A 13067-nucleotide genomic window follows, 5' to 3' on the forward strand; every position below is an offset into this window, starting at 1 on the left:
GAAGACCCCGCGTTCGTGGCCGCACTCGAACCAATGGCGTTTGCCACTCACCTCCAGCGCTTCCAACGGTTGTAGAGGGTCTTGGCCGGGCCGTATTCCTTCGGCGCGTCACACCACCGCAAGCCATTGCGATTGACGAAGATTATCCCGCTCAGCACATGCCGGGCATCCACGCGCGGCTTGCCCATCCTCAGGAAAACAGTCCCCCGGACTGTTTTCTGATCTTCGGATACTCTTGGGAAAGAAGGGCCGTAGCCGCTCCATATGCGCCTCGCTCAGCCAGAAAAGATTGCTCATCGATCAGCTCTCCTTGCGGAGCCTGAAGCACGCCAAAGGCCTGCAATCAATGGGTCTGGAGCCTAGCGCTACCCCGAATGGCGTGGCGCAGCGGCACGGCCTTCCGGCGAACCATATATCGTCATGGCGGACGCTGGTGCGGAAAGGGCGTCTAGTTCTGCCGGCTTCGGAAGATCCGGTGGAGTTTGCGGCGCTGATGGTCGGCCCCCGGCGAAGATGCGCCTCTCTGGCTCGACGCCACCTATGTGAAGGTGCGCGAGGGCGGGCGGATCATCAGCCGCGCGGTGATAATCGCGGTGGCTGTCAACGAGGACGGCAAGCGCGAGGTTCTTCGCGCAGGAGACCAAGGCCGAGGCCGAAGCCCAGTGGGAGATCGTAGCCGACGCCCTGCGCGAGAAGCAACCGAAGCTCGGCGCCCTGATGGACAGCGCCCGCGACGACGTGCTGGTCTACATGTCTTTCCCCCGCGAACACTGGGCCCAGATTGCCTCGACCACCCGAAGAAGGTGCGGCGGCTGATGAAGGAGAACGACCTGAACCCGCGGCGCCGCCGGCGTTTCGTCCGCACGACCGACAGCGATCATGGCGGGCTGATCTTTCCGTTCATTGCAAAGGAGTTCGAGGTTCATGGCCCAGATCAGCCCTGGGTGGCCGATCTGACCTGCATCGCCATCCAAGGAGGCTTCGCTTATGCCGCGCGGATCCTCGACGCCTATGCCCCGGCGGAGCGTCGGCTGGCGGGTCAGCGCTTCCGCCCATGCAGGCTTCGTACTCGATGCCCTCGAACAGGCGGTCCATGATCGCCGCCCGGTCAAGGGTGCGGGGCTCGTTCACCAATCCGACCGTGGATCGCCCAATATGCGTCGGAACTGCGTCGCGGCATTCTCGATGCGTAGGGGGTCTTCGAGTCGATGAGCAGGCGCGGAAATCCGTATGACAACGCAAAGGCCGAGAGCTTCATGAGTCCGGCGAACAACTCTTAGTGCATTGATTTCACCTACTGAAGCTGCGGTTTATTCGCTTTGAATTGCAGGATTTCGTATGCTTTGGCCAGAAACCTTGCAATTTCCGGTCGCCGATGAAGCCCTATTCCGGCGCCCCTGAACAGGACGACCTGCTCTGCCCGAGGCTGGTCGACATGATCGATGCCCGCCATGTGCTGGTGAAGCTCGCGGGGCTGATCGACTGGGAGTTTTTCGAACGGGAATGGGCGAGTTTCTTCCCTTCGCATCAGGGTCGGCCCGCGACGTCGCCACGCCTGGTCGCCGGGCTCATGTATCTCCAGCACTCCTTCAAGCTCTCGGACGAGGCGGTTGTCGCGCGATGGGTCGAAAATCCCTACTATCAGCATTTCACCGGCGAGACGTTCTTTCAGCACCGCCCGCCAATCGATCCTTCATCCTTGACCCGCTGGCGCAAGCGGATCGGTGAGGAAGGGGTGGAGTGGCTGCTGACCAAGACCATCCAGGCAGGCCGGGCTTCTGGCGCGGTCAGTGACAAGAGCCTGAAGCGGGTGGCTGTCGACACAACCGTGATGGAAAAGACCATCGCCCATCCGACGGATGCGCGGCTTTACGAGCGGGCGCGCGCACGGCTGGTGGGCTTGGCGAAAGAGGCCGGGGTTGATCTCCGGCAAAGCTACGCCCGCCTTGCTCCGCGACCGGCCCTTCAGGTCGGACGGTATGCCCACGCTCGGCAGTTCAAGCGCATGCGCAAGGCCCTGCGCCAGCTCAAGGGCTATGTTGGCCGGGTGCGCCGGAACCTGCGTCGTCATTTGCAGGACATTCCCGAAGGTCCGCTGCGCGGACGGGTGCTGGAGGCGCTCTGGCTGGTCGGCCGCCTGCTTGAGCAAACGCCGAACAGCAAGAACAAGATCCACTCCCTGCACAAGCCCGAGGTCGACTGTATCTCCAAGGGCAAGGCCCGCATCCGTTACTAGTTCGGCACCAAGGTCAGCCTTGCCACCACCCTCGACGGAGGCTTCGTCGTCGGCGCCCGCAGCTTTCCCGGCAATCCCTATGATGGCCACACCCCTGGCACCCGCACTGGAGCAGGTCGCTATCCTCGCCGACCAGGTGCCGGCTCTGGTTGTGGTCGACCGCGGCTATCCCGGCCATGGCGTCAATACCACCAAGGACCTATCAGCGGCACGAGACGCGGCATCACCCCGCTCCTGGCGAAGCTCCTCACGCGACGAAGTCGCCATCCAGCCTGAGATCGGGCACATGAAGACCGACGGACGCCTTGCCAGATGTCCGCTGAAGGGGCGCATCGGCGACGCAATCTTCGCTGTTCTCTGCGCCTGTGGTCACAATATCCGCAAGATCCTCGCCCATCTCAGAGCTCTTTGGGCCCTGTTATTCCACCTGATCGTGACGATTATCCCAAGCGAAAAGACCCATCACCGGGAAGCATTGGCCGCCTGATACGGTTGTTCAGAGCCGACTCATGAAGACGCTGAAGGGTAAATCTTGTGTTCCAGGTGCTTCTTGCTGGTCTTCGGCTCCTGATAGATCGGCACCAGACGCATCAGCCTCATCAGCCGACGGACGCGATGCCGTCCGCAGCGATGCTCCTCTCGCTGCATATGACGGGTCATTTGTCGCGAGCCATACCATGGCGTCTCGAGGAATTGCCGGTCGATGATTTCCATAAAGGCCAGGCTCTCGGCGCTTTCACCGCGGGGCTCGTATTAGAGGCTGGACCGCGCCAGCGACAGCAGGCTGCGTTGTCGCCGGACGCTGAGATCGGGATGATCCTGCTTCACCGCTTTTTTGCCTCCAGTGCCGAGAATGAGACTGGAGGCTGCAGACAAAAAATCCCGCTCGATGACCAGTTGGCCGATCTTGGCATGCAACTTCTCGACCTCACCCGCGGAGATCTGCGGCTCGGCGGGCGAGGCGCCGCCGAAGGCCGCGGTCATGTTCTCGATTGCGGTGCGTTTCTAACCGCTGATCATCGTCGGATGGATATCGTATTTCTTGGCCAGTTCGGCCGCCGTCAGTTCCTCGCGGATGGCTTCCAGAGCCACCGTCGCTTTGAACTCTGCAGAATAGCGCTGGCATTTCGTAATTTCGGATCGGTTCTTCCTCAGGCGCTAACAGACTGCTGAAAAAGCCGTGCGACAGGACAACGCGGGCGGGGAACCGGGAAAACCGCCTCAAATCGGCCGAGAACGCCTCATTTTTCAGGCCGATCTTCGCTGGATCTAGAACGACTTCCGCCGTGCCGCCCTCTCAAGATCCTTTTTCAGCAGCCTGCTAAAGCTTAGCCAATGGTCCGAAATCTTGCGACCACCTCTGTGATCTGTGGCACTGCGATTCAGCAGACGGGCCGGGATGCCCATGCGACTGGCCAGCATTCCGCCGCAGCAAGGTTTCCGCGTCCGGCCCCGAGGTGCGAGCGCGTCTTTGCCTCAGGCCGTCCGCGTGCCCAGCACCCAGATCAGTTCGGCATCGACATCACCTTGCGAGGTCCAGCAATGCTCGGTCGAGGCGTCGTAATACATGCTGTCGCCGGGATAGAGCACCAGCGGCTCGTAGATCCGGCTGTGGATGACCAGTTCACCCTTGAGGACGGTCAGGAAGATCTCGCCGTCCGAAACGCCCCACGCCTCGTAATCCTCGGGCGAGCGGGCCTTGACCACGGTGCGGATGGGCGTGAAGCACTTGTCCTTGAGATCCGCGCAAAGCAGCTTGTTGTTGCAGGTGGCATTGTTCAGGTTGTCGCCCTGCCCGGCCCGGGCAATGCTGCGGCGGCCGGTGGTGGGCGCGTGGCCGGGCTCGTCGCCCAGCAAGGCCGACAGCTCGACCTGAAGGCCGCTGGCGATGCGCTGCAAGGTGGTCAGCGTCGGCGAAAGGTCGTTGCGCTCGATCTTGGACAGCGCCGAGGTCGATACGCCGGTCAGGCGCGCGACCTCCTGCAAGGTCAGCTGCTGGCCCTTGCGAAGCGCCTTCAGCCGCGGGCCAAGCTCCAGCGGCCGCTCCCGCCGGGGACGGGCCGTGCGGCGCTGCCTCATTGCGATGTCACCAATCTGGTTCACGATCGGCATGTCTCTCCAGCCTTGCATTCTTGACGTCATGTTATCCGCTGCGCGGCATCCCTGTCCCGCGGGAATTCCCCCGTCCCGAACTTTCCCGCGTCTTGGTGCCCTGTAAACATAGGACGGCGGGAAGGTCTCGATAAGACGGGGGCAAGATCGGCGCCCGCTATTGCCCCAGGGCGACCGAACGGTCGCGGGCCGCCTCTGCCGCGCGCGCGATCAGCTCCGACAGGCCGTCTGGCCGCATCAGCACCGCAAGCGCGGTCGCCGTGGTGCCGGCGGGGCTGGTGACCTCGTGGCGCAATTCGGACGCATCGCGGCCGCTGGCCACCATCAACTCGACGGCGCCGCCGACCGTGCCGCGGGCAAGCTGCCGCGCCAGCACCTCGGACAGGCCCAGGGTGCGGGCCGCCTGTTCCAGCGCCTCGGCAAAAAGGAACAGATAGGCCGGACCGGAACCCGAAATCGCCGTCACCGCGTCGATCTGGGCTTCGGCCTCAAGGGCGACGACCTCGCCCACCGTCGAGAACATCCGCGTCGCAAGCGCCAGATGCCCGGGCCCGGCATGGTCATTGCCGATGATCGCCGTCATGCCGCGACCGACCAGCGCAGGCGTGTTGGGCATCGCTCGGATGATCGGGCGGTCGCCAAGCGCCGCGCCGTATTGCTGCAACGAGACCCCGGCCGCGACCGACAGCACCGGCACATCCGTGGGCAGCGCCGCAAGACCCGCCAGCACCTCCGCCATCATCTGTGGCTTGACCGCCAGCAGCACGACCGCGGGCCGGGCAGGCCGGGGGGCGTTGACATGCGCGCCCTGTGCGGCAAGCGCCAGCAACCTGTCGCCGGGATGCGGATCCTCGATCCACAGGCTGGCGGGCCGCAATCCTTGCGCGATCCATCCGTCCAGCAGCGCTCCGCCCATCCGGCCACGACCGACCACCAGCACGCCGCCATCGTTCAGATCTTTCATCGGGATCGCTCCTTATGTTGCGGGCCATCGAAGGCCCTTGTCCCTGTCTAGCGGATAAAATTTCTCCACTAAAGTGCTTAATTTTTCCTATACGATAAATTTTTCTATCATTGCTCGATAATTTGAGCTAGGAGAACGGAAGGAACGATTCTGTGGACGAAGCATCGCGAAGATGTCGCCCCCAAGGATCTGGAGGAAATCATATGACGTCTGCGACCCGGCACGAGTCCTCTCGCACGCTTCTGATGGATAAGATCCGCGCATTGCTCGGCCCCGGCGCCGTGCTGGAGAACCCGGCCGAGATCCAGGGCTATTGCACCGACGCAAGGCACAAATTCCACGCACCCGCGGTTTGCGTCTGCAAGCCGCGCGACACGGCCGAGGTCGCAGCGCTGGTCAAACTGCTGCATGCGCATGGCTGGCCGATGCTGCCGCAAGGCGGCAATACCAGCCTGTGCGGCGGGGCGACGCCCGACGACCGCCTGCCGGTGATCGTCTCGACCGAGCGTCTCAACAAGCTGCGCGCCGTCGACCCCTTCGGGCTGACCATCGCCGCCGATGCGGGCTGCACCATCGCCCAGTTGCAGGAGGCGGCCGGCGCCGAGGGGTTGCTCTATCCCGTCAGCCTCGGCTCCGAGGGAAGCTGCCAGTTGGGCGGCACCATCGCCACCAATGCCGGCGGCACGGCGGTGCTGCGCTATGGCACCACGCGCGCGAACACGCTGGGGCTGGAGGTCGTGCTGCCCGACGGCCGGGTGCTGGACATGATGCGGGCGCTGCACAAGGATACGGCCGGCTACGACCTGAAGCAGCTTTTCATCGGCGCCGAGGGCACGCTGGGCATCGTCACCGGCGCGGTCATGCGGCTTTATCCCGCCACCCCGGCGATCGGCATGTGCTGGCTGCGCATTGCAGGGCTGGCCGAGGCGCTGGAGCTTCTGCAACTGTTCCGCCGCCATGCCGGGCGCAGCCTGACCGCCTTTGAGCTGATGAACGCCCAGCAGCTTGCCAATGTGCTGGACCACGGCAGCCACGCCGCCCCGGTCGAGGGGCGCGAGGGCTGGCACCTCATCGTCGAGCTGGCCGATACCGCCTCTGCCGACCTCGACGCGCTGATGGTCGGGATCCTGGAGCAGGCGTTCGAGGCCGGACTGGTCCTTGACGGCAGCATCGCGCAGAACCTGACGCAGGCCGAGGCGATGTGGGCGATCCGCCACAGCGTGACGGAATCGAATGCCCGGGTCGGGGTCAGCATCACCTCAGACACGGCGGTTCCGGTGGTCCGCATCCCCGAATTCATCGCCCGCGCCACGGATGCCGTCATGCAGGTCCATCCCGGCATTCTCGTGACCGTGGTGGGCCATGTCGGCGATGGCAACATCCATTTCATCGCACTGTTTGCGCATGACCTCTGGGCGGCGCTGCCCGACCGCCAGGCGGTCGAGGCGCAGGTGCGCAACGCGGTCAACGACATCGCCATCGCGCTTGGCGGCACCTTCAGCGCCGAGCATGGCGTCGGCCAGACCATGACCGGGCTGATGGAGCGCTACAAGACCGGCTCCGAGCTTGACCTGATGCGCGCGCTGAAACGCTGCATCGACCCCGGCTGCCTGATGAACCGCGACCGCGTCATCGGCCCCGCCGCCTGATCACCCGACAAGACCAGCCAACAGGAGAGACGTGACATGACGAAACACACCATGCCGACGATCAAGCGTCGGACCCTTCTGCTGGGGGCGGCCGCAGGGCTGGCCGCGCCGGCGATCTGGCGCCCCTCGGGTGCGCGCGCCCAGTCCACCCGCATCGTGGTCCGGGACGACGGCGGCATCTATACCCAGGCCTATACCGAGGTCTTCTATCGCCCCTTCACCGAGGCCACCGGGATCGAGGTCGTGCCCGCCCAGGCCCAGGCCGAACCGACCGCGCAGATCCGCTCGATGGTGGAAACCGGGACCTATACTTGGGACATGGGCAAGATCTCGGTCCCGGCAGTGCTGCAGCTGACCACGGGCGAGACCAAGTATCTGGAACCCGTGGGCCTGGATGCCGAGGCGGTGATCCAGTCGATCCCCGCGCATTTCCGCAACGAATACCAGATCGGCACCAACGTCTATACCACCGTGCTGGCCTATCGCCGCGATGCCTTCGAGGGGCGCGAGGCGCCGGCCTCCTGGGCGGACCTGATGGACCCCGAGAAGTTCCCCGGCCGCCGCGCCCTGCGCCGCCACCCCTATGACACGCTGGAACAGGCGCTGATGGCCGACGGCGTGCCCGCGGACCAGGTCTATCCGCTGGACCTGGACCGCGCCTTCGCCCGGCTGGACAAGGTGCAGCCCGCCACCGACATCTGGTGGACCAGCGGCGCGCAGGCCGAACAGCTGCTGATCTCGGGCGAGGTCGACCTGATTTCGACCTGGGTGTCGCGCGCGCAATCGGCGCAGGCGGCCGGCGCTCCGGTCGAGATCGTCTGGAACCAGAACATCTGGGGCTGCGACGGCTGGTCGATCCTGAAGGGCACGCCCAATGCCGATGCCTGCCGCGAGCTGATCAAGTTCGCCTCGGACCCGGCGCGCATGGCGCAACTGGTCAAGTTCTTCCCGGCCGGCATCGTCCAGCCGGCGGCCTTCGAAACTATCCCGGCGGACGTGGCCAAGAACTGCCCGACCTATCCGGCGAACATCGAGACCGGGCTGCAGATCGACGCCGCCTATTGGCTGGAGAACGCCGACCCGGTGATCGAGCGGTTCAACAGCTGGTTCATCGGCTAGGCCTCCGGGGAAACGGATCGCGACATGAGCACTTTGGAAACGCAGGGCCTGGGCAAGGTCTATGGCGACTTCGTCGCCCTTGCACCGACCGACCTGAAGGTCGAGAAGGGCGAGTTCCTGACGCTGCTGGGGCCATCCGGCTCGGGCAAGACCACGCTGCTGAGCCTGATCGCCGGGCTGGCCGAGGCCGACAGCGGGCGCATCCTGATGAACGACCGGAACGTGACCCATGCCGCGCCCTATCAGCGCGACATCGGCATGATGTTCCAGAACTATGCGCTGTTCCCGCACATGACCATCGCCGAGAACATCGCCTTTCCGCTGAAGATGCGTGGCACGCCTGCGGCCGAGATCAGGCGGCTGGTGCAGGAAGCGCTGGACATGGTGCGCCTGCCCCATATCGCGGACCGTTTCCCCAAGGAACTGTCCGGCGGACAGCAGCAGCGCGTGGCCCTTGCGCGCTGCACCATCTATCGCCCCTCGGTCATCCTGATGGACGAGCCGCTGGGCGCGCTGGACAAGAAGCTGCGCGATCAGATGCAGTTCGAGATCCTGCGCATCCACAAGGAGATCGGCGGCACCATCGTCTATGTCACCCACGACCAGGAAGAGGCGATGACCATGTCGGACCGCATCTGCCTGATGAACGGCGGCAGGATCGCACAACTGGGCAGCCCGGCCGACCTATATTTCCGCCCGCAATCGCTGTTCGTTGCCGATTTCCTGGGCGAGGCGAACCTGCTGGAAGGCCGCCTCGTCTCGGGCGCGGACGGCGAGGGCGTGGTGCGGCTGGGCGATGCCAGCGAGATCCGCGTCACCCTGCCTCGGCCGCTGGGCCATGGCGCGGCGGTCAAGGTCATGCTGCGGCCGCAGAACATCCGCCTTGAGGACACGCCCGGCGAGGGGCTGAACGCCAGGCTGCGCAGCTGGAGCGTGACCGGCGCCAGCACCAAGTTCTTCCTCGACGCGCCGGCGCTCGGGTCCGAGCCGCTGATCGCCACCCGCGCCACCGCGATGAGCGCCCACACCCCCGAGCCCGGCCGCGACTATCGGCTGAGCTTCGATCCGCGCGACGCCGTCGCCATCCCCGCCGACGAGGCCGCCTGATGACCGCCATCCCCGCCCCGGCCGCGACCCGCAGGCCGATGAGCCGCAGAAGCAAGCAGCTTCTGATGGCGGCGCCGATGGTGCTGCTGCTGGTGACCTTCCTGATCTACCCTTCGGCGCAGCTTTTCCTGCTGTCCTTCCAGAAGGGCGGCGGCTTCTCGCTGGAAAACTACCAGCGCCTGCTTGGCACGCCGGTCTATCTGACGGTGATGATGCTGACGCTGAAGATCTCGGTCGTGACCACGATCTTTGCCGTCATCGCCGGCTATCCGGTAGCCTACCTGATCTCGATCCTGCCGAAAGCGAAAAAGGGCCGGATCCTGTTCTGGATCCTGCTGTCCTTCTGGACCTCGTTCCTGGTGCGCGCCTTCGCCTGGATCATCCTGCTGGGCCGCAACGGGGTGGTGAACAAGCTGTTGCAGACGCTGGGCATCAGCGACGCGCCCATCGCGCTGATGTATAATTTTTCGGCCGTGGTCATCGGCATGGTCCATGCCCTGCTGCCGCTGGCGGTGCTGACCATGCTGTCGGTGATGGAGAACATCGACCGCAACCTGACCCGCGCCGCCTCGACCCTTGGCGCCAAACCCGGCATGGCCTTCTGGAAGATCTACTTTCCGCTGTCCTTTCCCGGCGTGACCTCGGGGGCGCTGATGGTCTTCGTCACCGCCATCGGCTTCTTCATTTTCCCGGCCCTGCTGGGCGGGCGGCGCGAGACGATGATCACCCAGATCATCATCGAGCAGATCATCCAGACCATGAACTGGGGCTTTGCCAGCGCCGTCGCCGTGCTGCTGCTGGTGGTCGTGCTGCTGGTCTTCGTGCTTTACGACCGCGCCGTCGGGCTTTCGACCATGACCGGCGAATCCTCGGCCAGGAAAGGCCGGCCCGGCCGCAAGGGGATCTTCTCGCGGATCGGAGACGCGATCCTGACCGGGCTGGGCCATGCCTCGGACGCGATCATCGGGCTGTTTCCCCGCCGTCGCGCGCGCGAAGGTGCGCCGCGCCCGCTGGTGGGCTTCGTCACCGCGCTGCTGGCGGTGATGACGCTGCCAGTGCTGCTGATGATCCCCCTGTCCTTCGCGGAAAGCGGGCTGAACTGGCCGCCGCAGGGCTTTACCCTGAAATGGTACCAGCAGATCTTCGACTCGCCGATCTGGATGAGCGCGCTGACCCGCTCGCTGGTCGTCGGCTTCAGCACGGCGGTCCTGGCGCTGCTGATCGGCACGCCCGTCGCCTTCCTGATGGTGCGCGGCAAGATGCGGGGCAAGACGGCATTGCTGGCCTTTACCCTGATGCCGGTGGTGATGCCGAACATGATCCTGTCGGTGGGGCTGTTCTACCTTTACGCCAAGATCGGGCTGGTCGGCACCAATCTGGGCCTGATCATCGGCCACACGGTCATCGCCGTCCCCTATGTGGTGCTGACGGTCATGTCGGTCCTGCGCAACTACGACACCCGGCTGGACCTGGCCGCGCAAAGCCTGGGCGCGACGCCGATCCGCACGCTGCGGCTGGTCACGCTGCCGATCATCGGCGCGGGCATGATCTCGGCCTTCCTTTTCGCCTTCACCATCAGCTTTGACGAATTGACCATCGCGCTTTTCACCTCGGGCGGCATGTCCGCGACCCTGCCCAAGCAGCTTTGGGACGAGGTGTCGCTGTCAATTTCGCCGCTGCTCGCCGCGGTCTCGACTTGCCTGTTCCTGTTCGTGACGGCGTTGATCGTCGCGGTCGGACTGCTGAACCGTCGTCAGAAATAACCTTGAACGGATAGACAATGCTGACTTCGAAAGACCTTCACGGGATCATCCCCGCCCTGCCGACCCTTGTGAACGGCGACGACAGCCTGGCGCGCGGCGACATGGCGAAACTCGTCGATCACGTCCATGCCTGGGGCTGCACGGGCGTGCTGCCCATCGGCGGCACCGGCGAATACGGCGCGCTGCCGCATGCGACGCGGGTCGATGCCGTGGCCGTCTGCACCGAACGCAGCCAGGCCGGACAGACCGTCATGGCCGGGGTGCTGGATGCCGGCTATTACGACGCCATCAAGGCCGGCAAGGATTACGCCGCGGCCGGCGCCAATTGCCTGCTGGTGCTGACGCCCTATTACACCAATCCGACGCCAATGGGGCTGCGCGACTATTTCATGCGCTATGCCGATGCCTCGCCGGTGCCGGTGCTGATCTACGAGATCCCCTATCGCACCCGCGTTGCCATCCCGCCCGAGGTTACGCATGAGCTGTCGCGGCACCCCAACATCGTCGGCATGAAGGCGTGCAACACCGACATGTATCACTTCCTGCAGGTCGCGGCGGGGGTCGGCGACGACTTCACCATCCTCAGCGGCGAGGATTCGCTGTTCCCCGTGCATATGGCCGCGGGCGCAAAGGGCGGGATCATCGTCACCGCCTCGATGCTGCCGGCCTTCTGGGTCAAGATGCACGACATGCTGGCCGCGGGCGACCTGGCCGGCGCGCTGGCCCTGCACCGCCAGGCCTTGCCGATGATGAACGCGGCTTTCGGCGAGACCAATCCCGGCCCGATGAAATCGGTGCTGGACCTGTTCGGCATCGACGCGCGAAAGGTGCTGATGCCGCTGGACGCCTGCCAGCCCGAACGCTCGGCCCGGCTGCGGACCGAGGTCGAAAAGCTGCTGGTCGTATAGGGACCGCCGGGGATGGCGCCGCTGAACACGGACGATTTCCGCGCGGCCGCGCGGCGGCGCCTGCCGAGGGGGCTGTTCGACTATATCGACCGGGGCACCGAGGACGAGGTTTCGCTGGCCCGCATCCGCGCCTCGCTGGACGGGATCCGGCTTCGGCCGCGCATCCTGAACGGCGACTGCCCCGCCTCGCTGGAGACCACCCTGCTGGGCCGCTGCCATCCGACCCCGCTGGTGATCGCACCGACCGCACTGGCCGGCATGGTGGCGGATAGGGGCGAGACGAAACTCGCCCGTGCCGCCAGCCGCTTCGGCATACCCTTCACCGTCTCGACGCAATCGGTCGAGCCGATCGAGGACATCCGCCGCGGCGCCCCCGAGGCCGAACTGTGGTTTCAGCTTTACGTCTGGAAGGACCGCGCCCGCACGGCCGATCTGCTGCACCGGGTCGCGGCTTGCGATTGCGATACGCTGGTGCTGACCGTGGACACGCAGATGTCGCCCAAGCGCGAATACAACCAGCGCAACGGCTTCGGCGTGCCGTTCCGGCCCACGCCGCGCAATGTCACCGACATGCTGCGCCATCCGCGCTGGCTGTGGGAGGTGATCCTGCGGCCGGGCCTGCGCCGGGGGATGCCCAGCTATGGCCACTATCCGCCCGAGTTCCGCGCCGGCCTGCTGTCGCCGGTGATGGCCGAGGAACTGCGCCTGGACCCGGCACTGACATGGCAGGATTTCCGCGCGCTGCGTGACGGCTGGCAGGGCCGGATCATCCTGAAGGGCGTGCTGTCCGCCGCGGACGCCATGCGCGCCAAGGCCGAGGGCGCCGATGCCATCGTGGTCTCGACCCATGGCGGGCGCAATTTCGACGCCCTGCCGACCACCGCCGAGGCTCTGCCCCGCATCGCTGCCAATCCCGCCACGGTTCCCGAACTGCTGGCCGACAGCGGCGTGCGGCGCGGCTCGGACGTGCTGAAATACCTCGCCCTCGGCCCCTCGGCCGTCCAGTTGGGTCGCGTCCCGCTATGGGGCCTTGCCGCCGGAGGGGAGGCCGGCGCCGCGGCACTGCTGGAGATCATCCTGGCCGAGATGCGGATGGGGATGGGCTTTCTTGGCGCGCGGACGCTTGCCGATCTTCGTGCCTTCGATAACCGAAATAACCGAGGCAGCCGCGAGCAAGGATGCCGGTGACGCGGGCCAAAGTTTCAAGGC

At 65.3% G+C, this 13067-nt stretch carries 11 protein-coding genes and 3 pseudogenes; 9 read left to right on the forward strand and 5 right to left on the reverse strand.

The window, feature by feature from the left end; genetic code table 11:
- Nucleotides 1-53 precede the first annotated feature (53 nt).
- Nucleotides 54-297: pseudogene (locus AQY21_RS27285) on the reverse strand (transposase); the annotation flags it as partial.
- Between the two features lie 224 nt (nt 298-521).
- On the opposite strand from AQY21_RS27285, the pseudogene AQY21_RS27295 reads away from it, so the two are divergent.
- The 3 genes and pseudogenes from AQY21_RS27295 to AQY21_RS00475 all read left to right on the forward strand — a co-directional run.
- Nucleotides 522-792: pseudogene (locus tag AQY21_RS27295) on the forward strand (transposase); the annotation flags it as partial.
- 23 nt (nt 793-815) lie between these two features.
- Complete coding sequence (locus AQY21_RS30090) at nt 816-1097, forward strand: hypothetical protein (RefSeq protein ID WP_058095948.1); 282 nt, start codon at nt 816-818, stop codon at nt 1095-1097.
- A gap of 278 nt (nt 1098-1375) precedes the next feature.
- Nucleotides 1376-2723, forward strand: a pseudogene (locus tag AQY21_RS00475) (IS5 family transposase).
- A 20-nt stretch (nt 2724-2743) separates the two neighbouring features.
- Here AQY21_RS00475 and AQY21_RS30095 read toward each other — a convergent pair.
- From AQY21_RS30095 to proC, 4 genes are all read right to left on the reverse strand, one after another.
- Nucleotides 2744-2950: an IS3 family transposase gene (locus tag AQY21_RS30095; protein WP_082657854.1), complete on the reverse strand. Its 207-nt coding sequence runs from the start codon at nt 2948-2950 to the stop codon at nt 2744-2746.
- Between the two features lie 39 nt (nt 2951-2989).
- Complete coding sequence (locus AQY21_RS30100) at nt 2990-3220, reverse strand: hypothetical protein (RefSeq protein WP_065169871.1); 231 nt, start codon at nt 3218-3220, stop codon at nt 2990-2992.
- A gap of 492 nt (nt 3221-3712) precedes the next feature.
- A complete protein-coding gene (locus AQY21_RS00485) occupies nt 3713-4348 on the reverse strand; it encodes a helix-turn-helix domain-containing protein (RefSeq protein WP_011751089.1) in 636 nt (211 codons plus the stop codon).
- Between the two features lie 157 nt (nt 4349-4505).
- Nucleotides 4506-5312: a pyrroline-5-carboxylate reductase gene (proC, locus tag AQY21_RS00490; RefSeq protein WP_082657856.1), complete on the reverse strand. Its 807-nt coding sequence runs from the start codon at nt 5310-5312 to the stop codon at nt 4506-4508.
- Between the two features lie 203 nt (nt 5313-5515).
- On the opposite strand from proC, the gene AQY21_RS00495 reads away from it, so the two are divergent.
- The 6 genes from AQY21_RS00495 to AQY21_RS00520 are packed head-to-tail and all read left to right on the forward strand — an operon-like array spanning nt 5516 to nt 13046.
- The gene (locus AQY21_RS00495; RefSeq protein WP_058095950.1) at nt 5516-6961 is read left to right on the forward strand and encodes an FAD-binding oxidoreductase; all 1446 of its coding nucleotides are present in this window, start codon (nt 5516-5518) and stop codon (nt 6959-6961) included.
- Nucleotides 6962-6997: 36 nt separating this feature from the next.
- On the forward strand, nt 6998-8080 hold the full coding sequence (locus AQY21_RS00500; protein WP_058095951.1) for an ABC transporter substrate-binding protein: 1083 nt from the start codon (nt 6998-7000) through the stop codon (nt 8078-8080).
- 24 nt (nt 8081-8104) lie between these two features.
- A complete protein-coding gene (locus tag AQY21_RS00505) occupies nt 8105-9187 on the forward strand; it encodes an ABC transporter ATP-binding protein (RefSeq protein ID WP_058095952.1) in 1083 nt (360 codons plus the stop codon).
- Nucleotides 9187-10950: an ABC transporter permease subunit gene (locus AQY21_RS00510; RefSeq protein WP_058095953.1), complete on the forward strand. Its 1764-nt coding sequence runs from the start codon at nt 9187-9189 to the stop codon at nt 10948-10950. The genes AQY21_RS00505 and AQY21_RS00510 overlap by 1 nt, the downstream gene beginning before the upstream one ends.
- 17 nt (nt 10951-10967) lie before the next feature.
- Nucleotides 10968-11858 carry a dihydrodipicolinate synthase family protein gene (locus tag AQY21_RS00515; protein ID WP_058095954.1) on the forward strand — a complete coding sequence of 297 codons (891 nt, stop codon included), beginning with the start codon at nt 10968-10970 and terminating at the stop codon, nt 11856-11858.
- Between the two features lie 12 nt (nt 11859-11870).
- Nucleotides 11871-13046: an alpha-hydroxy acid oxidase gene (locus AQY21_RS00520; RefSeq protein ID WP_058095955.1), complete on the forward strand. Its 1176-nt coding sequence runs from the start codon at nt 11871-11873 to the stop codon at nt 13044-13046.
- Nucleotides 13047-13067: the final 21 nt, after the last annotated feature.

Source organism: Paracoccus sp. MKU1, from assembly GCF_001447385.1.
Classification (GTDB): domain Bacteria; phylum Pseudomonadota; class Alphaproteobacteria; order Rhodobacterales; family Rhodobacteraceae; genus Paracoccus.